We start from the raw sequence: 26,339 nt of genomic DNA, 5'->3' as shown, positions 1-26,339 counted from the left end.
ACCGTTTGCACATCATGTGCGTCGGGTTACGTTGTGACAAAACAGGTTGGTTTTTACAGGCTCTACCGTCCGTTGTCCCGCATCCATTGACGAATCTTTTTACGGTTCCAATGGGCCGGAACAGTGACTAGTTGGCCGGCCACTTTGGTGGTCTTAGTCTCCCCGCTAAACGTAGGCAGTGGCGCGGCCTTGGCGGCGGGGCGTTGTTCTGCAACAGGTGTGGGGGCTTCTGCGTTATTGGGGCGTTTGCGACTATCGGGTCGTTCGCGACTATTGGACCGTTCGAGTTCTCGCCGAAGTGCGGCGTTTTCCTTCTTCTGTTCGCGTAGCCGGTGTTGCTGATAAGCAAGAGCATCCCTGAGGCGAAACGTCTCCCGTAAGGCGGACTCGAGTCGTTCTTTTTCCTCTATAGGAATCAGGCTTAACTCCTCGGCACTGTGCTCTAATCCGGTGCGGAATGCCGCAAGATGTTCGTCTGTCCACTCCATCATTTTCAACACCGCGGATAGCCGCCGTGGGTGTCCACTTAGCCACTGGGTGACCTGCTCGGCATCGATGGGTTTATAGACCTCTACGGGACGTTCCACGACCTCCTGGGCGATCAATCCGTCACGGGCTGCGCGACGTTTTTCCCAGGCGCGGCTGCGACAGGTTTGGCTACAGTAGCGAGGCTTACGCCCCACCCCTGCGTAGAACAGTCGCATACCGCATTCAACGCAGCGTAAGGGCGTGGTTTCTGGGGGTGTCTCCATGCATCCACAGTAACCTATTTCGTCACAACGCAACCCGAAGCACATGATGTGCAAAAGGTGTGGGTGAATTTGAAGGGCGACTGCCCGTAGCGATAGTGAAACGGGCAAGTATCCGAGTGGATGCATTGTTGTCGATACGTGCGCGTGGCGTAGCGAGCTGGGGTGGGCTGTATCGATGCCAGTTGAGCCATGTGCGTGCGCGTGGCTCAACTGATGTCCAAGGTTGAACCACCTGCAACAAACTAGCAGGTCATCCAAGGTCCCACAGTTACGCCACCGTGTTAGCCAAACCGCCAGCTTGGCCAACACTGGCTCAACTGAGTTTTCCTAGTCTGATGAACCATTCTGAGAGGTGCTAGACGGAAGACTCCAAGTAGCCATCCGTGGGAAGCCACTGTATTCGCTTACTCCGCCTATCTTTGCGAATGCTCTTTGTATGGTTCGGGGGGCAGCAATATTGTCCTTGTGTGCCTGCGTGAGGACATCTCGCTTCTTCATACTCCCCTTCATCTCAAGCAGATCCCACAGCCAGATTTCAGCGTCGCTCATATTTGGATCGCCATCGGTATCTAGAAGACTCGCCAAATGAGATCCATCGTGATCTGAGTAGTTGCCCCAATTAAGCACCCCAACATGTTCAACGGAACCATCGGGAAGGCCGACCTCGGCCGATTCCACAGTAGCCATTCTTGAAACAGTCTTTCGTGAGAGATTCCCCTTGGCATTGGAGACAAAGAGTGTCCCCGAGTCCGGGTCTTGCCGCACAGCTAGCACCGACCGGGCGACCTGTGACCACGCAGCCGATCCCAGGATCAACTTTCCGGTATCGGCTCCATCTTTCTTGCCGAAATGAACCAACCCCAGGACAACACAGTTAGCTTCTTGGGCCATTTTTGAAAGAGGTTCTAGAAACTGGCGAATATCCGTGTCTTTGTTGCCGTCGAGCCGTTCTGACATGACGGATTTTGCCGCATCAAGGATCAGCAAACCAACACAATCCTCCTTGATTCTCTTGGCAAGCTGCATCGAGTCACCTGGAAGTGAAAGAGCCACCGAGGTTGTTGTGCCAGGATCACCCGGCGAGGTGATTTCCACCTCTGGGAAGAGGACTCTTTCAAGTTCTGCTCCTGCCGCCTTGAGCCTCGGGACTACCGTTGTAGCGATGTTGTCCTCTGAAGCGACGTATGCGACGTTGATCGGGGTTCCAGTTAGATCACCTCTTGTTGCGGCCGCTGCCCAGTAACAGGCGATTGTCGATTTACCGATACCCTCTCGACCAGCTAGAAGAGTCAATGAGCTCGCTGGAATCCACTGATCCACTAGCCAATTGATCTTTTCCATCTTGACCTTCGAGGCTGGAAGCATTTGAATCCTTCGAGCATCTAGCTTGTCAGGCCGATCTGACTGTATTCTGGAGTCCGAATGTTGCATTGCATTCCTATCGACCTCATGATTCGCGGCATCGAATCGTGGGGTCTTTTCATTTTTTGAGTTCAATTACGGTCCTTTCTACGAAGACGAGTCCCTACAGCAGCTTCACGCCATTCCCCCTCTGCTTGTCTGTTCCTTCTGAGCCTCAAGCCAAGCTAGGACATCTGCTTCGTCATAGACTGTGCGTCGCCCAATCTTCCAAGACCTTGGACCTTCTCCAGCTTCGCGCCAATACTTCAGTGTTGCCTCGCAGATTCCTGTGCGAGTAGCCACTTGCTCGGTCGTGAGAATTACCATGATATGCTCCTTTCGCATAGACTTTCGATCATGGCAAGTCCGACATTAGCGTTAGTATGCTGTGGTCGCAAGCATATTGCGTTAATAGCAATGAAGAAGATAACTTCCATCGAGTTCAGAAAGGCGTGGGAGAAACAGTGGACAACACTGGAATTAACACCTCAAAGAGAGCACTAGGTCAGTACTTATACGAAGCCCGACTGAAGGCGGGGTACACACAGTTATCCGCTGCAGATCGAGTATCAGAATGGTTGGGCAACTCTTTTGGCCCTACCACCCTCTCTAAGATAGAAAGCGGGACGAGGACTCTCTCCTTCTCAGAAGCGCGTGCGCTGGCACGTACTTACGGACTCTCACTAGACCAAATTGCCGAATTCGATAATGACGCTCCCTTGCAGGCTAAGGCCTATACCGTAGGTTTGAATGTTGGGGAGCTCTGCCTTCTATTAGACCGATTTGCAGACTTGAGCCGTCGTGTAACCAAGGGAATAGATACCTTCGTCAACCAACCTAAGGACCCCGACTGGGACCCCACTCAAATGGCTATGTTTGACCGATGCTCAGAACAGTTTGTGTGCGCAGCAGAGAAAATTGAAAAGTTTCAGCCGACCGCATACGAACTGAAGCGTCAACTCGACACCGTCGCTGAGTACGAAAGCTAAGCGGCGAGAAGAACGAACTATGCCAACTTTCACTCGAACTACGGGTAACCCAATAATCCAAGATCTTTGGTTTACCAGACACGGTGGAAAAACTAAGCGACACGGACTAGGAAAGAGATGGTCAGTCCGGTGGAACGAAGCGAACGGCAAACAGGTTAGCAGGTCCTTTGCTCGCAAGTTAGATGCTAGGAACTTCGCAGACTCTATTACCGCCCAAGTGAATCGTGGAGAATACCGCGATAAGGCATCTGGCCAACGCTTGGTCAGGGATGTCTTCAATGAGTGGGAGCCCACCGCAGTAAACAACAAGCAAAAGACTCGCGATGACCGATTGAGTCTTTGGCGAGTCCACGTTGAGCCGCATTGGGCTGAATGGAAAATCTCTGACATCCGCAAATCAGATGTGTCTAAATGGATCGCTGCCATGTCTAGCGACAAGGTAGGCAACAGAACGATCCAACGAGCGGTGGGTGTTCTCCGAGGAACGCTCGGGTACGCAGTAGATGCTGAAATGATCGCTGTAAACCCTGTGGTTAGCGTTCAATTACCTAAGACCACCACCCGCCGCCGCAGTTATCTCTCCATCAAGCAAGTGGAGAAACTGGCAAAGGAAATGCTGGAACCTCCAGAGGAGCTTGGTTTGAGTGAAGCAGAAAAGGCTGTCTACGCCGCTTTCCATGCCCAATACCCCACCGTCATCAGAGTATTGGCTTATACCGGCATTCGATGGGCCGAGATGACCGCCTTGCGCGTTGATTCCATTGATTTTCGATACTCGCCGCTTCGACATTCACCGCACGGATGAACACGATGGTGGAAAGTACAAGGACGGCACTCCAAAGAACCACAAACGGCGTACTGTACCTTTTCCGAGCTCTCTCGCACCGGAGCTTCGAGAGTTGACGAAGAACAAAGCACCAGGAGATCGGGTCTTTCAATCACACCGGGGAAAGATGCTGCGCGGGTCAAACTTTCGGCGTCGCCAATACGTGCCAGCGCTAGACCGTATCCGAAAAACGAGCCAACCTTTCCGCTTCTCACCATTCACGACCTCCGACACACTGCAGCAAGCATCGCTATCCAAGCAGGAGCCAATGTAAAAGCGGTACAGCGCATGCTGGAACACGCCAGTGCCAAGATGACGCTGGACACCTACGCGGATCTCTTTTTGACTCAGATCTAGACCGAGTGGGGACTGAAATCGACTCTCTCATACGCAAGAACGCGGCGTAGAAGAATCCTCGTGTGAAACCAGTGTGAAACAAAACAGTCAGGGCTTTGCTAGGAGTGTTCCCGGCAAAGTCCTGACCTGCATTTTTAGTTGTGGAGCATAGGAGAATCGAACTCCTGACCTTCTGCTTGCAAAGCAGATGCTCTACCAATTGAGCTAATGCCCCTTGACTATCGAACCAAGCTTCCGAAACTATATCAGACGCTTTAATCTCTAGCGAAGAGTGTTCGATGGTGGGCCTAGGAGGACTTGAACCTCCGACCTCTTCGTTATCAGCGAAGCGCTCTAACCGCCTGAGCTATAGGCCCTCGAACGAGTAGAAACATTACCCACCAACCCGGACAATCACCAAATCGCCTGGTCAGTAGCGGTTTTTATGGCTGGAAAGTGGGCGTCAAAAAGAACAAAAGAGTTAGCGATCCAGCTGGATGCGCAGACCGCCCAGAATGCTCGACGAGGCGTTGTAGATCAGTGCGGCGACGGGCGCCAGAAGAGTGAAGAGCACAACCTCGAAAAGGCCAATGGCGATAACACCACCGAAGTACATGCCGGCGGACATGCCAGAGGAATCCGTCAGGTCACCGATCAGCGAATCCAGACGGTCCCACGTGCCCGCAGCGCCGAGAATGATGTAGATCAGCGCCATAGCCACAAACCACACCGCAAACAGCGCCAGGTTAAAGATAAGCGCCATCTTCAGGGCGCTGATCGGCTCGATGTACGTGATCGTGCGCTGCACGCCCCGCTTGGCCGGGTTGCCGGGCTTATTGGGCTTGTTGGGCTTGTTGTCAGGCTGGACAGGTTGGCTAGAGCTAGTCGGCTGGGTAGCCGCGTTAGTCTCCGGCGCTTTCTGCTCGGCCTTCTGCTCGGCCTTCGCGGTGGCGTTTTCGCCAGCCTTCGCGGTGGTCTGGTTCTTCGCCACAGCCTGATCCTGCACCGGCGCCTTGGCCTGCTCCGCGGATCCCTGCACGTTCTTTGCCTTCGCGTTCTTGGCCTTCCCTGCGGTTGCCTGCACGTTCTTGGCTTTCGCATTCTGCGCGTTCTTGGCATTCTTCGCGTTCGGCGGGGGCGTTTTGTGCGTCATCGCATCTCCGTACTTGTTCGCACTCTTCAGTACTCGTTCGTGCTCGGTTGTGCTCTTTTATGCCTTTACGACAGTAGCCTAGCGGTATCGACCGCCAGGCTACTTCGGTTCAATGCTTACCCTTCAGGCCTACCCGGGCTACCCGGGGTTGCCCGGGGTACTCGGCCTACTCGGATTCCGTCTCCGCCTTCGCAGTGGCCTCGGCAGATTCCTCTGCCTCTTCTTCCACGTTGCGGTCCACGGCAACCAGCTCGTTGCCCTTGGCCAGGTCCACCAGGCGCACGCCCATGGTCGCACGACCGCTGTGGCGGATCTGGCTAACCTCGGTGCGGATCACGCCGCCGTTGGAGGTCATGGCCAGGATCTCGTCGTCGTCGTTGACCGTCAGCGCGCCGATCAACTTGCCGCGCTTCTTGTCGTACTTGAACGCAACCACGCCCAGGCCGCCACGGCCCTTCGTCGGGTACTCCTCCATCGGCGTGCGCTTGCCGTAGCCACCGGAGGTAGCCACGAACAGGGAGGAATCCTCCGCCACGACCGTCAGGGCCAGCAGCTGGTCCTCCTCGCGGAAGCGCATGCCCTTAACACCGGCGGTGGCGCGACCCATCGGGCGCAGCGTCTCATCATCAGCGGTGAAGCGCATGGCCTGCCCCTCTTCGGAAACCAGCAGCAGGTCGTCCTCGGCGGTGCACAGCTGCGCGCCGACCAGGCGATCGCCCTCGTTCAAGTTGATGGCGATCAGGCCGCCGGAACGGGCAGTGTCGTAATCCGTCAGGCGGGACTTCTTCACCCGACCATGTGCGGTAGCCAGCACCAGGTACGGAGCATCCTCGTAGGACTGGATCTGGATAACCTGGGCAATCTGCTCACCCGGCTGGAACTCCAGCAGGTTAGCCACGTGCTGGCCACGGGCCGTACGGGTGGCCTCCGGCAGCTCGAAGGCGCGCAGACGGTACACGCGGCCGAAGTTGGTGAAGAACAGAATCGTGTCGTGCGTCGAGCAGACGAAGAAGTGGCGTACCACGTCGTCCTGCTTCAACTCGGCACCGCGCACGCCCTTGCCGCCGCGGCGCTGGCTACGGTAGCTATCCACCTTCGTGCGCTTCGCATAGCCGGTGGAGGTGATCGTCACAACCACGTTCTCGCGGGCAATCAGGTCTTCCTCGGACACGTCGCCGGAAGCGGCGATGATCTGCGTGCGGCGCTCGTCACCGTACTTATCCACGATCTCTGCCAGCTCGGTGCGGACGATGTCGCGCTGGCGCTGCGGGGATTCCAGGATCGCCTTCAGGTCGGCGATGGTCTCCTCCAGCTCCGCCAACTCGTCGATGATTTTCTGGCGCTCCATCGCGGCCAGGCGGCGCAGCTGCATAGCCAGGATGTGGTCGGCCTGCACCTCGTCGACATCCAACAGGTCGATCAGGCCGGTGCGGGCCTCGTCCACCGTCGGGGAGCGACGGATCAGGGCGATGACCTCGTCCAGCATGTCCAGGGCCTTCACCAGGCCGCGCAGGATGTGGGCGCGCTTCTCGGCCTCATCCAGGCGGAACTGGGTGCGGCGCACGATCACGTCGATCTGGTGGTCCACGTAGTGGCGCAGCATCTGGTCCAGGCGCAGGGTACGCGGCACGCCATCCACGATGGACAGCATGTTAGAGCCGAAGCTGGTCTGCAGCTGGGAGTGCTTGTACAGGTTGTTCAGCACCACGCGCGGCACAGCGTCGCGCTTCAGGGTGATGACGATGCGCATGCCCACGCGGTCGGAGGACTCATCGTCGATCTTGGAGATACCGGCGATCTTGCCGTCACGGATCTGCTCCGCGATCGAGGCCACCAGGTTGTCCGGGTTCACCTGGTAGGGCAGCTCGGTGATGATGATGACCTGACGGTTGCCCTCTTCCTCGATGCTGGTCACGCCGCGCATGCGGATGGAGCCACGGCCGGTGCGGTAGGTGTCCTGGATACCCTTGTCGCCAACGATCAGGCCGGCCGTCGGGAAGTCCGGTCCCTTCACCCGCTCCATGCAGGCCTCCAGCGCGTCGGCCTCCTCCGCCTCCGGGTTGTCGAGCAGCCAGTAGATGGCCTCCGCCAGCTCGTTGAGGTTGTGCGGCGGGATGTTGGTAGCCATACCCACGGCGATACCGCCGGAGCCGTTCATCAGCAGGTTCGGCACGCGGGACGGCAGCACGGTCGGCTCGGTGGTCTTGCCGTCGTAGTTGGGCTGGAATTCGACGGTGTTTTCGCGAATGTCACGCACCATCTCCATCGCCAGGGGCGTCATGCGGCACTCGGTGTAACGCATAGCAGCCGCGCCGTCGTTACCGCGGGAACCGAAGTTACCCTGACCGTCGACCAGCGGGTAACGCATGGACCACGGCTGAGCCAAGCGCACGAGAGTGTCGTAGATCGCGCTGTCGCCGTGCGGGTGGTAGTTACCCATCGTATCGGCGACGGGCTTTGCGGACTTCACGTAGCTGCGCTCGGGGCGGTAGCCGTTGTCGAACATCGCGTAGAGGATGCGTCGGTGCACGGGCTTCAGACCGTCACGGACTTCGGGCAGGGCGCGTCCGACGATCACGCTCATGGCGTAATCGATGTAGCTGGACTTCATTTCCTCCTGCAGATCGATCGGTGTGATTCGATCAAAGAGGTTGTCGCTACCGTTGTTGTCGTCGCTCACTGTTTTGAGAAGCCTTTCTGTTTAGCCTTCAGACCCATCCATTCTACCCCCTTGTTGTGAGTTTCCTGCGCTTTGGAGGCTTTGTGACGCCACCTTTCCCGCCCCGTTAGGTGAATTCGAGATGTTACACAGGTAAATAACCGTTGAACTCATGCGAATGCATGCTCTTTGCCGTGCAAGGCCGCTAAACCAGGAGTTAGATCAGGAGTGTTCAAACACTGACCCTATTGCAGCCATAGCCGACTGGTGGCTATGACCGCTATCGCAAGAGGAAGCCCAATCATGAACTCTCCCAAGCCCTTCACCGCCCTGCGCAAAGTCGCTTCGATGGCCGCCTCCAGCGCCCTGCTGGTCGCCGCAGCCACCGGCGGCATGGGTGTTGCCGCCGCTGACGATGCTCAGGCCAAGCCGAAGACTCCCATCGAGCACGTCGTCGTCATCTACAGCGAGAACATCTCCTTCGACCACTACTTCGCCACCTACCCCAAGGCCGCGAACAAGGACGGCGAGAAGCTGCAGTCCAACGACCAGGATGCGCCGAAGTTCAAGGCAAAGAAGGGCACCCCGAAGGTCAACAACCTGGCTAGCGAGGATCTGCTGGGTAAGAACAACCCCAACTCCGTCAAGCCTTTCCGCCTGGGCCCGGATCAGGCCGTCACCGTGGACCAGAACCACGAGTACTCCGCGCTGCAGGAGGCTTTTAACGGCGGCAAGATGGACAAGTTCCCGGAGACTGTCTCCACCGACGTGGATAAGGACAACGAGGGCCTGTACGCCCGCCCGGGTATGACCATGGGTTACTACGACGGCAACACCGTCACGGGCCTGTGGAACTACGCGCAGCACTATGCCATGAACGACAACAGCTACTCCACCATCTTCGGCCCGTCGACCCCCGGCGCGCTGAACCTGGTGGGCGCCACCGTCGCCGGCGCCACCATCCACGATCCGTCGAACGGCGAGCAGGTGAAGATCACACCGGGTGAGTCCGACGAGTTCGCCGGAGTATCCAAGGACGGCAAGACCGTCACCGTCGTGGGCGACCCGGATCCGCTGTACGACGACTGCTCCAACAGCTCCTCCTCCAAGACCGACGAGGTTGCTGCGCTGCACAACAAAAACATCGGTGACCAGATGAACGAGAAGGACATCACCTGGGGCTGGTTCCAGGGCGGCTTCCGCCCGACGGAGAAGGCCACGGACGATGCCCGCGCTCGTTGCGGTGCCACCCACAAGACCCTGACCGGCCAGGAGAAGACGGACTACAATCCGCACCACCAGCCGTTCCAGTACTTCGCCTCCACTGCCAACCCGCACCACCTGGAACCCAGCAGCCCGGACATGATCGGCAAGTCCGACCAGGCTAACCACCAGTACGACCTGCAGGATTTCGATACTGCACTGGAGAACAACAACCTGCCGGCCGTGAGCTACCTGAAGGCCTCCAACTACCAGGACGGCCACGCGGGCTACTCCAACCCGCTGGATGAGCAGGCCTTCATGACCCACTACATCAACGAGATCCAGAACTCTGACCAGTGGGATTCCACCGCCATCGTCATTGCCTACGACGATTCCGACGGCTGGTACGACCACCGTGCCCCGGAGGTTCTGAATGGCTCCAAGGACAAGACCAAGCTGGAAGAAACCGGTAAGCCGATCGATTCCAAGATCTGCACTGACGCTGCCAAGAAGGTCGGCGTGGCCGGCGACGCAGACGGCCAGTGCGGACCGGGCACCCGCCAGCCCCTGCTGGTTATTTCCCCGTACTCCAAGGTCAACCACATCGATAACACCTACACCGAGCAGACCTCGGTGACGAAGTTCATCCAGGACAACTGGGAGCTGGGCCGCCTCAGCGAGCACAGCTTCGATAACCGCGCGGGCAAGCTGGACAACATGTTCGACTTCGATAACGCCAGCGCAGAGAAGCTGTTCCTCAACGAGACCGACGGCACCGTCGCCAAGGACTACGACTCCATCGAACGGGTGGATGACAGCGACCGCGCGGGCGAGAAGCTGAAGGACGTCGCCGAAGGCATGAACGACCCGAAGGTCACGGAGAAGGACGTGCAGAACGCAGCAGCCTCTAACGGCAAGAACAATGCTGCGGGTGAGTCCGACTCCAACCACCTGGGCGCCTGGCTGGGCATGGGCGCGGTGGCCGTAATCGTGCTGGGCTTCCTCACCTGGATCTCCAACCGTAAGGGCGAATCCGAGAGCTAGCACTAATAGCCGCCATCGGTATCAGCCATGACCTCCCCTGAACCATCGGATCGACCCCGCCCGCTGCGGCGGCCCGCCCGGGTTGTCGCGGCCCTCGCCGTGGCCTCTATCTCGGCGAGCGCGTTGCTGCTATCCGGCTGCTCTAGCGAGGATAGCGGCAGCGGCACTGGTGGCGGCGGCGGCGATGGTTCCGGCGATACCGGCCTTTCCGTCGATGCCGACATTCACATCAAGAGTCGCCGCGCCTGCCCCTCCCCCGGCGATCTGCACGGCGACCTCAACCACATCCGCGTGGCCAACACCGCGGACGCCTCCACCACGGTCTACGTCGCCGACCAAGAAGGCTTCGCCTACCAGACCCTCGAGCGCGTCGGCAGTTCCGCCACCCGCTCCTGGTCCGTGAAGCTTGCCGACGGTACATACCACCTGACCTGCGTCTTCCAGGGAAAGAAGGCGATCGCCAGCGACGAGTTTAGGGTCACTGATTCTTCTCTTCGTGACGCCCCCAGAATGAAACCCATCACGGACAAAGAGGTCACGGACGTATCCATCGCCCACGCGCATGCACAAAAACCTCAGGTGCGCGAGTGGGTTTCCAAGGACGACGCACTGTTGCGAGCCGTCCGTTCCGGCGACCGCGCGGCCGCGCAGGAAGCCTGGAAGACGGCCTATCTGGCCTACCGCAGGCTGGACGATTCCAACCACGAGTGGCCAGGGCCGGTGGATGAAATCGCGGACTTCGGCACCAGTTCGAAGGCCAACGGTGCGCAGGCCAAAGACCTTTCGGGCTACCACCGGCTGGAGTGGGGCCTGTGGCACGGCGAGCCTATGGGTGCGCTGGTAGCACCCGCCGAGAAACTGAACCAGAACGTTCGCAAAGTGGCGGACGGCACCGAGCATTTTGCGATCTTTGCACCCAACTATGGCCTACGAACACACGAGGTCACCGAGGAGGTCGAGCGCTTCGACCTCAAGAGTCACAACGACTTCGGCGCCCACATCACGGGCAGCGCGGTGCGGGCCGCACTCTACTCCACCCGCTCTACCCTCGATCCGCTGCGCGAACTGGTAGAAGACCGCGGGGCGGACCTGCAAGAACTAGATAGGCAGCTAGATCGGACGGACAAGGTAGCCAAGAAGATGGCCGCCAAATACGACGGAAAGAAGCCCTTCACCGCGTGGAAACAGGCCGATCAGCGGGAACTAGGAGCGGCCATTGGGGAGCTGAACGAGCTGCTTGCCCCGCTGGCGACGATGACTGTGATCAGGAGGATGTAGTGAACTGTCTTTTTCATTCCCGTGCCACCGCAGATAACCACGGCGAGCAGAAGAACCGCCCCGCAGGCAGCCGGGTTTCGAGGCGCACCATGCTCGGCGGAATGCTGGGGCTGGCTGGAGCGGGTGGCGTCACTACCCTTGCAAAAACCGGCGCCACCGCCGAAGAAAACGACGGCAGCGACGAGCTACCCGACTACCCATTTGAGGGCAAACACCAGCAGGGCGTGATTACGCCACCGCAAAAAGAACTGATCATCTGCGGTTTGGACGTGCTGGTTGAAAAGCGCGAGGAGCTAAAGGAGTTGCTGCAGACAATCACCGAACGGGCGCGCGTGCTGACCACCGGGGGTCCGGCGGCGCCCGATGGGATCGCGTATCCGGCAACGGATTCCGGGGAGCTGGGCGAGGACGTGCCGGTGGACGGGCTGACGATCACGCTAGGGGCGGGCGCAACGCTGTTCGACGATCGCTTCGGGTTGAAGGCCAAGAAGCCAAAGCACCTCAACACCATGAAGGCCTTCGCGGATGATTCGCTGGATCCCGCACAGTGCCACGGCGACCTGGTGCTGCAGATCTGCGCGCACAACCGGGATACGGCAATGCACGCACTGCGCGATATTCTGCGGCACACGCGCGGGGGGATGGCGGTGCGGTGGCGCCAATCCGGTTACCAGAACCCGCCCCGGCCGAGTGGCACACAACGCAACCACCTGGGATTTAAGGATGGAATCGTTAATCCCACGCCCGAGCAGCACAACGAGCTGGTGTGGGCCGGCGGCGACGAGCCGAAGTGGGCAGCGGGCGGTAGCTACATGGCCGTGCGGCTGATCGTGATGCTGACGGAGTTCTGGGATCGCATCTCTATCGCGGAGCAGGAGCAGATCTTTGGCCGCGAACGCTTCAGCGGCGGGCCGCTTTCCGGCGGCGACGAATGGGAGGAGCCGGACTATCTGGATGACCCCACAGGGGATGTGATTCCGGTGGATGCGCACATCCGCTTGGCGAACCCGCGGACCGAGGAGACGGCGAACCAGTTGATGCTGCGGCGTGCCTATAACTACGACAATGGTGTGCTGGACAACGGCACCCTGGACGTGGGTTTGGTGTTTGTGTGCTTCCAGCAGGATCTGCAGCGGCAGTTTATTACCGTGCAGAGGCGGCTGGAGGGCGAACCGCTGGCTGACTACATCAGGCCGTACGGCGGTGGGTATTTCTACGTATTTCCCGGAGTGTCTGGGAGAGAGGACTTCCTAGGTAAGGGACTTTTCTTTCCCCCATACGTGGGTAAATCAAAGTGACTGGTGTGGAAAGTTGCGCAAATGTGCAATCTCGCGCTGATCAGTCAGTTTAGAAAGAATTCCTCGGAAATGCGCCTGGGAAGGAGTTTTTGTAATTTCTAGCGCTGACGAACCCGAGGCCAGGAGCTACCTTAAAAATGTCCGACGTTTCACCCAAAAGCTAAACTGTTTGGCTTTTCACAAAAACAGGAGAAAGACATGAAGCTGTCCAAGAAGATCACCGCTACCGCCGCTGCTACCATTCTGGCGTCCGCATCCCTGCTGACCCCGGTTGCTAACGCTCAGGAAAAGGGGGGCTCCCCAGCTCAGGAGGCTCCGGTCGAGGGAGACAACTGCGCTTGCGAAAAGCAGCCAGGTGAAGGCGAAAAGCAGCCAGGCGAGGGCGAAAAGCAGCCAGGTGAAAGCGAGGGCGAGCCGACCGGCTCCTCCAACATGAGCAAGGAAGACAAGATCGCTGCTGGCATCGGTGGCACCATCGTTGGCCTGGGAGTTCTGGGTGCAATCCTGGGCAACGCCGGCGACAAGGGCGAGGAAGCTCCGGCAGAGGACGAGGCTGAGGCACCGAAGGATGGCGAGAAGGAAGAGGCTCCGGCTGAGGGCGAGGGTAAGCCTGAGGCCCCGGCTGCCGACGGAGAGGCTCCGGCTAAGGAGGACATCGAGGCTCCGGCAGCTGAGGCACCGGCCGAGGGCGAGGCTGAGGCACCGGTCGCAGAGGCTCCGGCTGCAGACGCTGAGGCACCGGCAGAGCGCAACGTTCAGCTGGCTAACACCGGCGTTAAGCCGGAGATCTCCATCCTGGCTGGTCTGGCTCTGATCTCCATGGTCGCTGGCGCTTGGATGATGTTCGCTCGCCGCCAGGCATAACTCACGCTCCCATAGCGTAATCACGGAAAGGCGGACCACGCCTTCCGTTTAACCCACTAACCCGCGGCTCCTTCTCACTTTGGAAGGTCCGCGGGTTTCTTCATGCATTCCCACGCGCCAGGCTCTGAGCACGCTCCAGACTCTCTCAGAGCCGCCTATGAGCGCGGGGCCGAGCGCCGAGAGCGCCGCTAGTCGGCCATCTCCCGCCAGAACTCCTCCAACCGATCGGACACCAGCTCCGGCTCCCGCGCCCAACGGTTGTGCCCCAGCTGCGAATCGAGCTCCTCTACCTGCACCACGTCGGCGGGCAACTCCGACCCCAGGTTCTCCGCGGAAGCGATCGGGCAGTCCTCGTCGTTCGCGCAGCGCGTCAGCAGCACCGGGGTGCGCACTGACTTCTTCGCCTCTTCGTAGTCCATGTCCTGGTCCGCCAGCTTGTGCAGGCGGTTTGTTTGCCCATAACGGAACCACTCACGCAGCTGCGTACCCGATTGGCGCCCATAACCCGCCAGATCCAGCACGCCCGCGGGCTGGTAACCAAACAGCAGGATATTCAGCATGATCTGGTAGGTACCAAAGCGCAGGCGCGTACGCTGCTTACCCTCAAACCCTTTGTAATACGGGGTGCCGGAACCCACGCCCATCATCCCGTGAATGCCCAGCTCTTCAGCCTCGGGTCGCGCAAGGAAGAGCGCACCGATCTGTCCGCCCATCGAGTGGCAAAGCATTAACGTGGGGTGATCTTTATTGACGCCCAGCGCCTCCTTCGCAGCCCGGATCGTTCGCGGATAATCCTCAGAGGCCAGGTGGTGGTAGCCCCACTGGTGCTTCCGCGTGGCTACAGCCGTGGAACTACCTTGACCACGCAGCTCGCCGGTAACTACTGGGTATCCGCGGTCGGCCAGCTCCCAGGCGATTGGGTCGTAGTAGCGGGCGCCCATTCCGAAGCCCGGCCAGACCACGATCAGGGGGCGCGCACGATCCCATGCGGCATCCGCTGGGCTGTTTGCTGGGTTCGCGGTACTGCCGGAGACGGTGGCGTCAATACCTTCCTCCCCCACCTTCGCCGTGCCGGGCAGGAACAGGCGAACCTGCGACGTGGTGCCATCGGCCATCTCAACCGGCAGCAGGGTCGGCTCCCGGCGTGGCTGCGTACGAGTGGTTTTCGCTTGGTGTTTCGAATCGCTCACAACACTCGATTAAACATCAAGGAAGCGCACGTCGCGCGCGTTTTTGGTAATGAAGCTGCGGCGGGCCACAACGTCATCGCCCATCAGCACACTGAAGATCTCGTCGGCGGCCGCAGCATCCTCCAGGTCCACGCGACGCAGGGTGCGCACCGTCGGGTCCATGGTGGTTTCCCACAGCTCCTTGGCGTTCATCTCACCCAGACCCTTGTAGCGCTGGATGCCGTCGTCCTTGTTGATCTTCCGGCCCTGCGCCAGGCCCTCCTCGAGCTGCTCGTCACGCTCGCGGTCGCTGAAGGCAAAGCCCGGCTCGCCCTTGGCCCACTTCAGCTTGTACAGCGGCGGCTGGGCGAGGTACACGTAGCCCTCCTCCACCAGCGGACGCATGAACCGGAACAGCAGAGTAAGCAGCAGCGTGGCGATGTGCTGGCCATCCACATCGGCGTCGGCCATCAGCACGATCTTGTGGTAACGCAGCTTCTTGATGTCGAACTCGTCGTGGATTCCGGTGCCCAGGGCTGTGATGATGGCCTGAACCTCGTTGTTCTTCAGCACCTTATCCATGCGTGCCTTCTCCACGTTCAGGATCTTGCCGCGCAGCGGCAGGATGGCCTGGTACATGGAATCGCGGCCGGACTTCGCGGAACCACCTGCGGAATCGCCCTCCACGATGTACAGCTCGCTGAGCTTCGGATCGCGGGAACGGCAATCGGCCAGCTTGCCCGGCAGGCCGCCGATGTCGGAGGCGGACTTGCGGCGCACCATGTCGCGGGCCTTGCGGGCTGCGTCGCGGGCGTGGGCGGAAGCCACTGCCTTGTCCACGATGGCCTTCGCCTCCGCCGGGTTGGCATCCAACCAATCCGCGAGGTGCTCGTTCACGGCCCTTTGCACGAAGCCCTTGATCTCGGTGTTGCCGAGCTTTGTCTTCGTCTGGCCCTCGAACTGCGGGTCGCCTACGCGCACGGAGATAACTGCCGCGAGGCCTTCGCGCACATCGTCACCGCTGAGCTTTGGATCCTTGGCCTTCACCAGTTTGTGCTCGCGGGCGTAGCGGTTCATCAGGGAGGTCAGCGCCGCGCGGAAGCCTTCCTCGTGCGTACCGCCCTCGAAGGTGTTAATGGTGTTGGCGAAGGTGTGAACGGACTGGCTAAAGCCGCTATTCCACTGCAATGCGACCTCTACCTCGTGGTCCTCCTCAGCTACGTCGAAGGAGACGATGGTCGGGTGGATCGCGGTGCGCTTGCGGTTGATGTAGGCAACGTAGTCCTTTAGGCCCTCCGGGTAGTGGAAGACGCGAGTGCGCGGGCCCTTCTTCTTTTCTGCCTCGGCAGCCTTTTCCTCGGCGGACTTCGGCGCCGCCGCATCCTCGGCTGCGCTCTCCAGCTCTTCGTCGTCCTCGAGGTTCTCGCGCTCGTCGACGAGCTTGATGGTTAGCCCCTTGTTCAGGAAGGCCATCTCCTGCAGGCGCTTCGCCACAGTATCGAAGTTGAACTCGACGGTCTCGAAGATCTCCGGGTCCGGCCAGAAGCGCTGCTTCGTTCCGCTACCGCGGGCCTTCTTCACCTGCTGCAGCTCCTCGGGCACAGCCTGGTTGAAGTTTTGACGCCACAGGTACCCATCGCGCTTAATCTCAGTCTCCATGCGGGTAGACAGGGCGTTGACCACAGAGATACCCACACCGTGCAGACCACCGGATACGGCATAGGAGTCCGAGTCGAACTTGCCGCCCGCGTGCAGCTGCGTCATAACAACCTGCACGGTCGGCGGGCCGGTCGGGTGATCCTCCACCGGGATACCACGGCCATCGTCGATGACCTCCACGCCACCGTCGGCCAGCAGCGTTACGCTGACCTCCTTGGCATAACCCGCCATGGCCTCGTCAACCGAGTTGTCCACAACTTCCCACACCAGGTGGTGCAGGCCGCGCTCGCCGGTGGAACCGATGTACATACCGGGGCGCTTGCGAACGGCCTCCAGGCCCTCGAGGATCGTAATTGAACTCGCGCCGTAGTCGCTCTGCTTCTGTGGTTCAGCCACGGTGGGTCAAACTCCTTTTCTCGCGCGTAAATAACCACCCCATTCTAGCGCGTCGCGAGCCTAAAGGTGCCATTGGACAGGCCGTTTGAGCTATTTGAGCTGTGTTTAGATCATCCGAAGTCGTCTCGCGGCCCGCGCCCTTGCACGCGCAGCTTGCCGTATTTCGGCCGGCGGATGTTGGGTCCCTCGATCCGTAGCTGCGCCACCACGTCCTCGCCCGCACGCTTGGCGATGGCCTGCAGGATCACGGTCTGCATGTAGCGCAGCTGAGTGGTCCACGGAGTGGAATCGCATTCGATCACCAGGATCTGCGTCTCCTCCTCATAGCGCACCGGCCGAGTGTGTTCGGCGATCTTGTCGCCCACCAGCTCCGGCCAGGCGTTCATGATCCGCGCAACGCTCACCCGCTGCTGCCAGCCCTGCCGCTTGATCTCGCGCCCAATGAGCGCACCGAAACGCTTCGGCTCCCGGTAACTGCGGTCCAGCCGCCCATCCATGCGGGTTTTGTACCTGGTCGCCTTGCGGTACGTTGCCTTCTTGTTCTTTTTTGGTGACGCCACCAGCGGCAACTCGGCCTGCGGGGAACCACCGGCCTTCTTCATGGCAGCGAGGGCTTGGGCTACTGGGTCAGTCGCCATCGGTCTCGCCATCCTTCACACTGCGTTCCGCCGCGCTTACTGCAGAACTTGCTGCTGCATCTTCCCGGGCACTCGTTGGAGCACCCGCTGGAGTATCAGCCAGGGCGTCAGCCGCGGGAGTCTTGAGTTCATCAATAGTGTAGATCTTCGCCACATCCCGCAGGGCTTCTGGAATGTCCTCATCCACCGCAGCGGTGATGAGAACCTGCTCGGCGCTGGAGATGAGGTCAACGAGGTGGTGGCGTCGAGAAGAATCGAGCTCCGCGAAAACATCGTCGAGAATCACGACGGGCTCGACCCCGTCCCCGCGCTGCATAAAAAACTCAGCGAGCCGCAGCGAGAGGGCAAAAGACCAGGATTCACCGTGCGAGGCGTAACCCTTGGCTGGCTGGTGGCCGAGGATCAAGTTCACGTCGTCGCGGTGGGGGCCAAGCAGTGTGGTGCCACGCTCGACCTCTTGGGGTCGCTTGGTGGCGAAGGCCTGCAGCAGCGTGGCTTCGGCGATCTCCGGGCTCAGCAGTGCCGTGGGCTGGTTCGGCTCGCTCACGCCCAGGCGAATGCCCAGTTCAGCGAGCTCCGCATCGATGGTGGACGTGTAAGACATGTGTGCGGGGCGCGATTGTGGAGCCAGTGATTGGTAAGTCTGCTGCAGGTGCGGGGCGAGGTCGTGGACGATCTGCACCCGCGCCGACATGATCTGCCCACCCAGCGCGGCCAACTGGCTATCCCACACGTCAAGAGTTGCCAGGGCGGATTCCGCATCGGCCTTGATGTCCTCCGAGAGGTTGTGGCTGGCCCCCTTCGGGGCGCCAACGACAAGCCGCAGGGCGAAGGCCGACTGCCGTAGCAGCGCGTTCCGCTGACGAAGGGCCTTGTCGTAGTCCGCCTTCACGGCAGCTAGGCGCGGGTATCTGGAGATCATGATTGTGTCTAGAAAATGACGCCGCTGCTCGGGCTCACCGCGGATCAGCGCCAGATCCTCCGGAGAAAACAGCGTGGTTCGCACAACCCCCAGCAGATCCCGCTGGGAATTCATGGCAGCGCGGTTAATGTGCGCGCGATTCGAGCCGCGGGCGCGGATGGCCAGGTGAGCGGTGAGCTCGCGGCCGTTATTCACGGCGGTGGCGGAGATGTTGGTGATGTCTTCCCCACGCCGCACCAGGGCGGCGTCGGTGTTGACGCGGTGCGAGCTTAGGTGGGCCAGGTAACCGAGTGCCTCGACGATGTTGGTTTTCCCGTGGCCATTAGGGCCGGAAAAGATCGTGATGCCAGGGCTGAGCTGCAGGTCGAGTTCCTCCCACGACCTGTAATTACTCAGACGAAGATTGGAGACGTACACGGTTAGCTAGAGATCAACCTAGAAATCAAACTTGGCCTAACCCGGTTTAGCCCGGCAGGCGTACTGGCATCAGCAGGTAAGTGAAGTCCGTTTCCGGGGTTGCGAAGTTGCCCTCTGCATCGGCCTCGGGCAGTTCGCCCGGATCCGGCAGCAGGATCGCGGGGCGGGAGGCCATGGTGAAGCCGAACACCACGCGCGGGGTGTGGATGGCCGCCAGGCCTTCCTTCAGGTAGCTGGGGTTAAACGCGATGACCAGCGGCTCGCCGGCGAAAGCGCAGTCCAGGGTTTCCGTAGCGGAACCGACATCGCTGCCACCTGCGGAAAGGGTGACGGTGTTGTCCTTGAAGTCCATCCGGATCTGGGAGTTTCGCTCGGCGACGATGGAGACGCGCTTGATGGCCTCCTGCAGCGGGGCGATCTCCACACTTGCGAGTGCAGTGTGCGTCTTCGGCAGCAGCGGGCGGAACTTCGGGAACTCCGCGTCGAGCAGGCGCGTGGTGGTGTGCCGCGATTCGGTGGAAATACCCAGCAGGCCATCGGCGCCGATGTCTTCGCCACTACCCACTGCGATCTCGATGGGGTCGGTGTTGTTCGGATCCATGGAGCGCGCGGTATCCGCCAGGGTGCGGGCCGGGATCAGCAGCTTCGCCTGCGCGTCGGCCTGCGCCGGGTTCCACTGGAAGCTGCGGACGGCCAGGCGGAAGCGGTCGGTGGCGACCATAATGACATTCTCGCCGTCGATTTCCACGTGCACGCCGGTGAGCATCGGCAGGGTGTCGTCGCGGCCGGCCGCCACAGCGACCTGCGAGATAGATTCCGCAAAGAGGTTCGGATCGATAGTGCCGGTAACCTCGGGCAGCTCCGGCAGAACCGGGTAATCCTCGATGGTCATTGCGGGCAGTTCGAACTTGGACTTGCCAGTCTTGAGAGTCACGGTAGTGCCGTCGAACTCGATGTTGATCGGCTTGTTTGGCAGAGAGCCGACAATGTCGGAGGCCAGCTTGCCTGCTACGAGAATCTTGCCGGGCTCGTTGACCTCGGCATTGATGCGCACGCGAGTGGAGACCTCGCGGTCGAATCCGGAAAGTTCCAACCCTTCGTCGTCGGCGACAATCATCACGCCGCGCAGGATGGGCTGGGTCGGCTTGCTAGGCAGGGAGCGGGCTACCCAACCGAGTGCGGATGCGAAGTCATCCTTGGGAACAATGAAACTCACTGTTTGGCTATCCATGCTCAATCTAACTTCCGTGCTCTCGTCGCTCTCGTGGTTTTCGAGGTTCTCGGGGTCTAGCGGGCCTCGAGGTTCGTCTGATCAAGATTAACCCACAAGCTCTATTTCTGTTTATTCTCTTTAATTTAGAGAGATAGCAGTAGTAGGTGTTGTGGATCCTGTGCACAAACCCTAATCGATGCATGTCGCACCGCGAGTTCAGGTGTTGATGATCCGGTGGACAAGCTGTGAATAACAGATCTCGACTGTGGATAACTTCGCCGGGTCGCGAGTTGTACACATCTTCTCCACTGCTGTTTACCCAGTTTAGGCGTAGTTTTCCCCAGGGGGCGGGGCGCTGTTTTGTGACGCAGCTAACTTTTCATCCTCTGCGGCGCACCCGGAGCCTGCCGAAACCGCTACCCCTTGAATTACAAGTTTGAAATTACATCTGTGGAAAACCCTGTGGAATTGTGGATAACTCAGTTGAATCCTGATCTAGTAAAGGTCAGAGCCTCGTGAGTTATCCCCAGGCTCGCTGTGGATAACTCGGCGAATCTGGGGAAAACTGTGGGAAACTAGCGCCCTGCACTGCCGTCGGGGGTGGTGCTACCGGGTGACGAAGCTAATCCCGGGCATGGGACTTGATCTTTTGTGTTAGTTCCTGCACCTGATCGAAGACCTTCTTGTCCTCCGACAGGGATTCCCGCACGCGCCGCTCCGCGTACATCACCGTGGTGTGGTCGCGGCCGCCGAATGCGCTTCCCAGCTTCGGCAGGGATAGATCCGTCAGCTCGCGGCACAGATACATGGCGATCTGCCGGGCCTGCACAAACTTCTTGGCCCTACCCTTCCCCACTAGCTCGTCCGTGGTCAGGTTGAAGTAGTTCGCCACCACTTCGATGACGTGCTGCGGCACGATTTCCACGTCCTGATCCGCTGGCGAAATGTCGCGAAGCGCAATCTCGGCCGTCTCCACCGTCAAAGGTTCGTGGCTCAGCGCGCAGTAGGCCGTCACGCGGATCAATGCACCGTCGAGCTCGCGGATGGACTTTTCGTAGCGGCTGGCGATCAGCACCTTCACGTCCTCCGGCAACTGCACATTGTCGGATTCCGCCTTCTTCGTCAGAATCGCAATGCGCGTCTCCAGATCCGGAGTCTGCACATCCGTAATCAGGCCGCCCTCGAAGCGCGTGCGCAGGCGATCCTCCAGGGTGGTCAGCTGCCGGGGAGGCCGGTCGGAGCTCAGGACGATCTGCTTATTCGCCTGGTGCAGGGCGTTGAACGTGTGGAAGAATTCCTCCTGCGTGGACTCTTTGTTCTGCAGGAACTGAATATCGTCCACGATCAGCATGTCGAGGTTGCGGTAACGCCGTTTGAAGGATTCGCGGGTGTCGTTGGCGATCGAGTTGATGAAGTCGTTCGTCAGCTCTTCCGAACTCACATACTTCACCCGCATATTCGGCTGCAGTTCTTTGGCGTAATGGCCAATGGCGTGCAGCAGGTGCGTCTTGCCTAGGCCCGATTCGCCCCAAATGAACAGGGGGTTATAGGCCTTGGCCGGTGCCTCGGCCACGGCTCGACAGGCCGCGGCTGCGAAGTTGTTGGAGGAACCCACCACGAAGTTTTCGAACGTGTAGTTCTTATTCAGCAGCGATTCGCCGTCGAGCCCATCGTTGAAGCTCGAGGACGGTTGCGGCGAAGGGGTGTGGGGCGATGTGTGCCGCGGGGCCGGACGGTGCGCGGTCTCCTTGTTCGTCCAGCGCGTGGGCGTCGGAGACGGGTTCGGGTCGATACGGTTCTCCGACGCTGCGTATTGCCCTGCGAGTTCGTCGGCGTCATGCTCCCGACGCCGCGCCGCTTCCTCAGCAGTTTCGGCCGCACCGCTATCCCCAGCCTGCGCTGCGCCGTCCCTCTGCTCGGCCTTGTTGACCAGCTCCTCTACCTGCGACATCGAAAGTTCGTCTGCGGTTGCCACCGACCCTTTTTGTGACGCCCCTTCGTGGGTATCGCCGGCAGCATCAGCATCGGTGTGACTGTCGTTGGCTGCCTCGGCGCGATCCTCGGTTTCCCCGTTAGTGCTGGTGACGGCGAGGCTAACGGAGAGATCCAGCCGTGTCTTGAGGACGTGCTTGATGGGATCTATCAGGTCTTTCTCGATGGACTCCTTGGTCCATTTGTTCGGGGTTTCCAGCACCACAATGCGCCCCATAAGCCCCACCGGCCTGACCTTGCGCAGCAGGGAGCGCTGCTTGGGGGAGATGGCCGGCAGGTCCGGATCGGGATTAGCCGACGAGCTATCGGCAAGCCAATCGTGCATGATGGCATCCCACATGTCTGGGAAGTGTTCCTCGATGGAGAAGTTCGAGTGGCTCATGGGGCTCCAGGGTTGGTCGGGGGTGGCCGAAAGGTTAACGGGGGTTAAACCACGGGTAGTCTAGCGGGCCGCGCTGTTTGGCAGTTGTTCACGGCCCAGTGCACAGTACGAAACGCCGATTGTCCTGCGTTTCCACACAGTTATACACACCTGTGGATAACTTCTTTTCACATGTTATCCCCAAGGTACAGCGCTCTTGTGGATAACTCTAATTAAAGTACGAAAATGCTTGTGACCTGCATGTATAAGGTGTAAAGTAAAGGTTTAATGTTTGGGGGTGGAGGAGTTTTCCACAAGCCCAATCGATATTTGACGAAGTCCGTTTCCACCCTTACGGGTTTTTGTTCACACCCAGACTTCGACGGCAAAAATGGATGATTGCGGTGCAGTTTTATGCCCATTGAGGTGGCACTTCTCGCTCCAGTTGCCGTAGTGGCCCTCTAAAATTTGGATAACTTCCGTCACAGCACGTATCCTTGACTCGTCTATGGCAACCCACGTACGACAGCAGGTCACCACGCTGTCTATCGGGTGCCTCCGGTACCGGCTCTTAGGTCCTCCGGGACTTTGCCGGTGCAATTGTCCACTTAAATTTGTGGGCGCGCCGCTGGCTTAAGCGTTGATCCCAGCCCATGTAGGGGCTGGGTGTCTGTTGTGGCTGCACGTGGCTCGTCCGCTGCTAGCGAAAGTTAAGGAGTGAAGTACCGTGGCCAAGGGCAAGCGTACTTTCCAGCCCAACAACCGTCGTCGTGCACGTGTGCACGGTTTCCGTACCCGCATGCGTACCCGCGCCGGCCGTGCCATCGTTTCCGCACGCCGCAACAAGGGCCGCAAGTCCCTGACCGCCTAAATTAGGTACAGACGTTCGCTCCACCCCAATACTCTTGGGGTGGATTGTCGTAGGGGCGTCAATAAACAAGAAAGAGCCACCACAGTGCTAGCTTCCCAGCACCGGCTTCGGTCGACTGCCTTGTTTGGGCAGACGATACGGAAGGGTCGGAAGAAGGGCAGCCGCACTGTGGTGGTTCACGTTTTGGCGGGTGGCGGCGGAGCCGAAGAGCTCCCACTGCCGTTGCAGGAGGGGGCGACTGCTGGGCCGCGTATGGGGCTCGTGGTTTCTAAGGCGGTCGGCAACGCTGTGACCAGGCACAATACCTCGCGGAAGCTCCGTCATGCCTTCCGTGCCGTGTTGGACGAAGGGCTGCAGGAAGGCAGCCTGGAGTTCCCCGCCGGCACCACGGTAGTGATCCGCGCGTTGCCTAAGAGCGCCACTGCGAACTTTGAGGAGTTGGTCGGCGATGTGCGCAGCTGCATCCGGCGAGCCCTCGCCCACTAGTGGCCACTCTCGCACTAGCGAGCCCTCGCCCAATGGTGATGCGATTACCACTAGTGATGGTCGTAATGGTGGTAAGGGTCATGGTGACCGAGATGGCCATGATGGCCGTAGTGGCCGGCCGGGTGTCGGCGCCCGAATGGCTCGCCGATTGATCCTTGGTTACCAAAGTTATGTGTCACCCCTTAAAATGGGGCCAACATGCCGTTTTGATCCTACGTGCAGCAACTACGCCTTAACCGCTATAGGCCGCCATGGCCTGATTAAGGGGTCGCTTCTCGCGTTGGGTCGTTTGGCCCGCTGTGGGCCTTGGCATCCGGGAGGTTGGGATCCTGTCCCGCCTCGTCGTCCCCTGTGCTCGTGGGGCGGGCGGCGCCGCTAGCTGTGTTCCTTTGTCGGACGCCAACTATCGGCGGCGCCGACCCTACGGGCCTTAATAGATCAATTTCAGGAGAAACCTCGAGTCGCCATGGATTTTGTTTATTATCCAGTGTCCGGCGTTTTGTGGTTCTGGCATAAGCTGTTCAGCTACGTCCTGAGCCCAGATTCGGGCATCACTTGGGCGCTGGCAATCATGTTCCTCGTGTTCACCATTCGTATCCTCTTGGTGAAGCCGATGGCTAATCAGCTGCGTTCCAGCCGCAAGATGCAAGAAATGCAGCCAAAGATGCAGGAGCTGCAGCGCAAGTACAAGAACGATCGCCAGACCCTGGCGATTGAGATGCGCAAACTGCAGAAGGAAATGGGCGTAAACCCGTTGGCTTCCTGCCTGCCGATGCTTGTGCAGATGCCGATCTTCCTTGGCCTGTTCCACGTGCTTCGTTCCTTCAACCGCACGGGCACCGGTGTGGGTCAGCTGGGAATGACGGTTGAGGAGACTCGTAATACGCCGAACTACTTCTTCGGTGTGGACGAGGTTCAGTCCTTCCTGGACGCTCGTATCTTCGGTACTCCCCTGTCCGGTTTTATCTCCATGGACCCGGCCAACTACCGCGCGTTCTCCGCGGATGGTCACGTGGATTTCACCCGAACCAACATCATCCTGGTCGTTGTCCCGCTGATGTTGCTGGCTTCCGTGCTGATGCACTTCTCGGCTCGCATGTCTATGGATCGCGCTGCTAAGCGCCGTGCGGAGAACCCGATTAAGGCGAATGACCCTAAGGCCATGCAGTCTCAGATGCAGATGGACATGATGCAAAAGCTCATGCTGTGGGTCATGCCGGTTCTGTACCTGATGGGTGGCTTCGCTTGGCAGGTTGGTCTTGCCCTGTACATGGCTACCAACATGACGTGGTCTTACCTGCAGCAGTACTTCCTCTACAAGAAGATGGATGCTGAGGAAGAGGCGGAGAAGGAAGCCATCGCTGCCTCTAAGCGCACCTCTGCTCCGAAGGTCGGCGCCCGCCCGGATAACCCCAAGAAGAAGGGTAAGAAGCGGAAGTAGGCCTTAACCGCGTTGAACCGTCACCGCCATGGTGGCGGTTTTTTGTTTGCCCATTATTTTCTGCAGGAGCCGTTCGCGGCTTGGAGACTCGGGTGCTGCTTTGAGGTCAACGGACTATAGAATGGGCGGAGTAATAGAAGCCGAATGTTTCACGTGAAACATCGTGTGGAACAACCCGGATTGTTTCACGTGAAACATTGCCCCTACCTCCCACCGTTGAAGGAGTGTCTAGATGGCAAATCGAGACGACGTGAACATTCAAAGCCCGGAACTAGGTGAACCTCCAGCGGCCGCGCAGGAGGTTTTCGGCGATCGTCTTCCCCTTGCCCGGGAGTATGCGGAGTTCTTGGCAACAGCCGGCATTGAAAGAGGACTGTTAGGCCCACGCGAGGTTCCGCGTATCTGGGAGCGGCACGTACTTAACTCCGCTGTCCTTGGGGAAGTAATTGATGAGGGATGCCGTGTTGTCGATATTGGCTCTGGTGCGGGTCTACCAGGTATCCCGTTGGCCATCGCGCGTCCGGATCTGAAGGTTCAGCTCCTGGAGCCACTGCTACGACGCTATAACTTCCTGTTCGAGATCAATGACGGACTCGATCTGGGATGCGAGGTCGTCCGCGGTCGTGCCGAAGAGGCAGATGTAGTTAAGGCCTTGGGCGGTGCAGACGTTGCTACCTCCCGAGCTGTGGCACCGCTCGGTAAACTTACCCGTTGGTCGCTGCCTCTGGTGCGCGTTGGTGGAGCGATGAAGGCCCTTAAGGGTGGTTCGGTCGCAGAAGAACTCGAGCGAGATGCCAAAGAGATTGGTAAGGCCGGTGGCGGAGATGGAACCATCCAGCTAGTAGGCGAGTCTAAGGTGGCGGAACCTACACACGTGATTACTATTCCGCGCATCAAGTAGGGCTCTCATTGTGGCCTCTCTGAGGCTGATCTATCCTTTACATACACCTCGATGTTTCACGTGAAGCATC

At 59.5% G+C, this 26,339-nt stretch carries 23 protein-coding genes and 2 tRNA genes; 12 read left to right on the top strand and 13 right to left on the bottom strand.

Annotated elements, in window-relative coordinates; genetic code table 11:
* Positions 1–62 precede the first annotated feature (62 nt).
* The 3 genes from MHX66_RS05380 to MHX66_RS05370 all read right to left on the bottom strand — a co-directional run bounded on the left by MHX66_RS05380 (position 63) and on the right by MHX66_RS05370 (position 2,480).
* Positions 63–587 (bottom strand): hypothetical protein, encoded by a 525-nt coding sequence (locus tag MHX66_RS05380; RefSeq protein ID WP_239200948.1) that lies wholly within the window; start codon positions 585–587, stop codon positions 63–65.
* 492 nt (positions 588–1,079) lie between these two features.
* The gene (locus MHX66_RS05375; RefSeq protein WP_239200947.1) at positions 1,080–2,093 is read right to left on the bottom strand and encodes an AAA family ATPase; all 1,014 of its coding nucleotides are present in this window, start codon (positions 2,091–2,093) and stop codon (positions 1,080–1,082) included.
* Positions 2,094–2,288: 195 nt separating this feature from the next.
* Positions 2,289–2,480, bottom strand: a complete 192-nt coding sequence (locus tag MHX66_RS05370) for an AlpA family transcriptional regulator (protein WP_239200946.1) — start codon at positions 2,478–2,480, stop codon at positions 2,289–2,291.
* Between the two features lie 56 nt (positions 2,481–2,536).
* Between MHX66_RS05370 and MHX66_RS05365 the strand changes: the two genes are divergently transcribed.
* The 3 genes from MHX66_RS05365 (at position 2,537) to MHX66_RS10610 (ending at position 4,325) form a co-directional block, all read left to right on the top strand.
* Complete coding sequence (locus MHX66_RS05365) at positions 2,537–3,142, top strand: helix-turn-helix transcriptional regulator (protein ID WP_239200945.1); 606 nt, start codon at positions 2,537–2,539, stop codon at positions 3,140–3,142.
* Positions 3,143–3,359: 217 nt separating this feature from the next.
* A complete protein-coding gene (locus MHX66_RS05360; protein WP_239200944.1) occupies positions 3,360–3,947 on the top strand; it encodes a hypothetical protein in 588 nt (195 codons plus the stop codon).
* Between the two features lie 132 nt (positions 3,948–4,079).
* The gene (locus tag MHX66_RS10610) at positions 4,080–4,325 is read left to right on the top strand and encodes a tyrosine-type recombinase/integrase (protein ID WP_370646275.1); all 246 of its coding nucleotides are present in this window, start codon (positions 4,080–4,082) and stop codon (positions 4,323–4,325) included.
* A 141-nt stretch (positions 4,326–4,466) separates the two neighbouring features.
* On the opposite strand, the gene MHX66_RS05355 is transcribed toward MHX66_RS10610, so the two are convergent.
* The 4 genes from MHX66_RS05355 to gyrA all read right to left on the bottom strand — a co-directional run bounded on the left by MHX66_RS05355 (position 4,467) and on the right by gyrA (position 8,137).
* Positions 4,467–4,539 (bottom strand) — tRNA-Ala (locus tag MHX66_RS05355).
* A 65-nt stretch (positions 4,540–4,604) separates the two neighbouring features.
* Positions 4,605–4,681: transfer RNA gene (locus MHX66_RS05350), tRNA-Ile, on the bottom strand.
* A gap of 104 nt (positions 4,682–4,785) precedes the next feature.
* Positions 4,786–5,457 (bottom strand): DUF3566 domain-containing protein, encoded by a 672-nt coding sequence (locus tag MHX66_RS05345; protein ID WP_239200943.1) that lies wholly within the window; start codon positions 5,455–5,457, stop codon positions 4,786–4,788.
* A 166-nt stretch (positions 5,458–5,623) separates the two neighbouring features.
* On the bottom strand, positions 5,624–8,137 hold the full coding sequence (gyrA, locus tag MHX66_RS05340; protein ID WP_239200942.1) for a DNA gyrase subunit A: 2,514 nt from the start codon (positions 8,135–8,137) through the stop codon (positions 5,624–5,626).
* A gap of 282 nt (positions 8,138–8,419) precedes the next feature.
* On the opposite strand from gyrA, the gene MHX66_RS05335 reads away from it, so the two are divergent.
* The 4 genes from MHX66_RS05335 to MHX66_RS05320 all read left to right on the top strand — a co-directional run bounded on the left by MHX66_RS05335 (position 8,420) and on the right by MHX66_RS05320 (position 13,803).
* A complete protein-coding gene (locus MHX66_RS05335) occupies positions 8,420–10,363 on the top strand; it encodes an alkaline phosphatase family protein (protein WP_239200940.1) in 1,944 nt (647 codons plus the stop codon).
* Between the two features lie 27 nt (positions 10,364–10,390).
* Entirely contained in the window at positions 10,391–11,641 is a 1,251-nt protein-coding gene (locus MHX66_RS05330; protein ID WP_239200938.1) for an EfeM/EfeO family lipoprotein, read from the top strand.
* Positions 11,641–12,939 carry an iron uptake transporter deferrochelatase/peroxidase subunit gene (gene efeB / locus MHX66_RS05325; protein ID WP_347934351.1) on the top strand — a complete coding sequence of 433 codons (1,299 nt, stop codon included), beginning with the start codon at positions 11,641–11,643 and terminating at the stop codon, positions 12,937–12,939. The genes MHX66_RS05330 and efeB overlap by 1 nt, the downstream gene beginning before the upstream one ends.
* 198 nt (positions 12,940–13,137) lie before the next feature.
* Entirely contained in the window at positions 13,138–13,803 is a 666-nt protein-coding gene (locus tag MHX66_RS05320; RefSeq protein ID WP_239200936.1) for a cell surface protein, read from the top strand.
* Positions 13,804–13,991: 188 nt separating this feature from the next.
* Here MHX66_RS05320 and MHX66_RS05315 read toward each other — a convergent pair whose 3' ends face one another.
* The 6 genes from MHX66_RS05315 to dnaA all read right to left on the bottom strand — a co-directional run bounded on the left by MHX66_RS05315 (position 13,992) and on the right by dnaA (position 22,591).
* The gene (locus tag MHX66_RS05315) at positions 13,992–14,993 is read right to left on the bottom strand and encodes an alpha/beta fold hydrolase (protein ID WP_239200934.1); all 1,002 of its coding nucleotides are present in this window, start codon (positions 14,991–14,993) and stop codon (positions 13,992–13,994) included.
* Positions 14,994–15,002: 9 nt separating this feature from the next.
* Positions 15,003–17,027, bottom strand: a complete 2,025-nt coding sequence (gyrB, locus tag MHX66_RS05310; RefSeq protein ID WP_239200927.1) for a DNA topoisomerase (ATP-hydrolyzing) subunit B — start codon at positions 17,025–17,027, stop codon at positions 15,003–15,005.
* 110 nt (positions 17,028–17,137) lie between these two features.
* Positions 17,138–17,665: a DUF721 domain-containing protein gene (locus MHX66_RS05305; RefSeq protein ID WP_239200925.1), complete on the bottom strand. Its 528-nt coding sequence runs from the start codon at positions 17,663–17,665 to the stop codon at positions 17,138–17,140.
* A complete protein-coding gene (recF, locus tag MHX66_RS05300) occupies positions 17,655–19,004 on the bottom strand; it encodes a DNA replication/repair protein RecF (RefSeq protein WP_239200917.1) in 1,350 nt (449 codons plus the stop codon). The genes MHX66_RS05305 and recF overlap by 11 nt, the downstream gene beginning before the upstream one ends.
* A 46-nt stretch (positions 19,005–19,050) precedes the next feature.
* The gene (gene dnaN, locus MHX66_RS05295; RefSeq protein WP_034985185.1) at positions 19,051–20,235 is read right to left on the bottom strand and encodes a DNA polymerase III subunit beta; all 1,185 of its coding nucleotides are present in this window, start codon (positions 20,233–20,235) and stop codon (positions 19,051–19,053) included.
* Between the two features lie 604 nt (positions 20,236–20,839).
* Complete coding sequence (gene dnaA / locus MHX66_RS05290; protein WP_239200915.1) at positions 20,840–22,591, bottom strand: chromosomal replication initiator protein DnaA; 1,752 nt, start codon at positions 22,589–22,591, stop codon at positions 20,840–20,842.
* Positions 22,592–23,297: 706 nt separating this feature from the next.
* Between dnaA and rpmH the strand changes: the two genes are divergently transcribed.
* The 5 genes from rpmH to rsmG all read left to right on the top strand — a co-directional run bounded on the left by rpmH (position 23,298) and on the right by rsmG (position 26,269).
* Positions 23,298–23,441: a 50S ribosomal protein L34 gene (rpmH, locus tag MHX66_RS05285; protein WP_005292556.1), complete on the top strand. Its 144-nt coding sequence runs from the start codon at positions 23,298–23,300 to the stop codon at positions 23,439–23,441.
* A gap of 84 nt (positions 23,442–23,525) precedes the next feature.
* Positions 23,526–23,927 (top strand): ribonuclease P protein component, encoded by a 402-nt coding sequence (rnpA, locus tag MHX66_RS05280; RefSeq protein WP_239200913.1) that lies wholly within the window; start codon positions 23,526–23,528, stop codon positions 23,925–23,927.
* A 136-nt stretch (positions 23,928–24,063) separates the two neighbouring features.
* Positions 24,064–24,306 carry a membrane protein insertion efficiency factor YidD gene (gene yidD, locus MHX66_RS05275; RefSeq protein WP_080722668.1) on the top strand — a complete coding sequence of 81 codons (243 nt, stop codon included), beginning with the start codon at positions 24,064–24,066 and terminating at the stop codon, positions 24,304–24,306.
* 87 nt (positions 24,307–24,393) lie between these two features.
* Positions 24,394–25,368: a membrane protein insertase YidC gene (gene yidC, locus MHX66_RS05270; RefSeq protein ID WP_070488564.1), complete on the top strand. Its 975-nt coding sequence runs from the start codon at positions 24,394–24,396 to the stop codon at positions 25,366–25,368.
* A gap of 232 nt (positions 25,369–25,600) precedes the next feature.
* Positions 25,601–26,269, top strand: coding sequence for a 16S rRNA (guanine(527)-N(7))-methyltransferase RsmG (gene rsmG / locus MHX66_RS05265; RefSeq protein ID WP_239200907.1), 669 nt, complete (start codon positions 25,601–25,603; stop codon positions 26,267–26,269).
* Positions 26,270–26,339 lie beyond the last annotated feature (70 nt).

Source organism: Corynebacterium sp. ACRPH (assembly GCF_022347285.1).
Taxonomy (GTDB): Bacteria; Actinomycetota; Actinomycetes; order Mycobacteriales; family Mycobacteriaceae; genus Corynebacterium.
The sequence above is the reverse complement of the archived record's forward strand: the minus strand, read 5'-3'. Positions and strand labels throughout refer to the sequence as shown.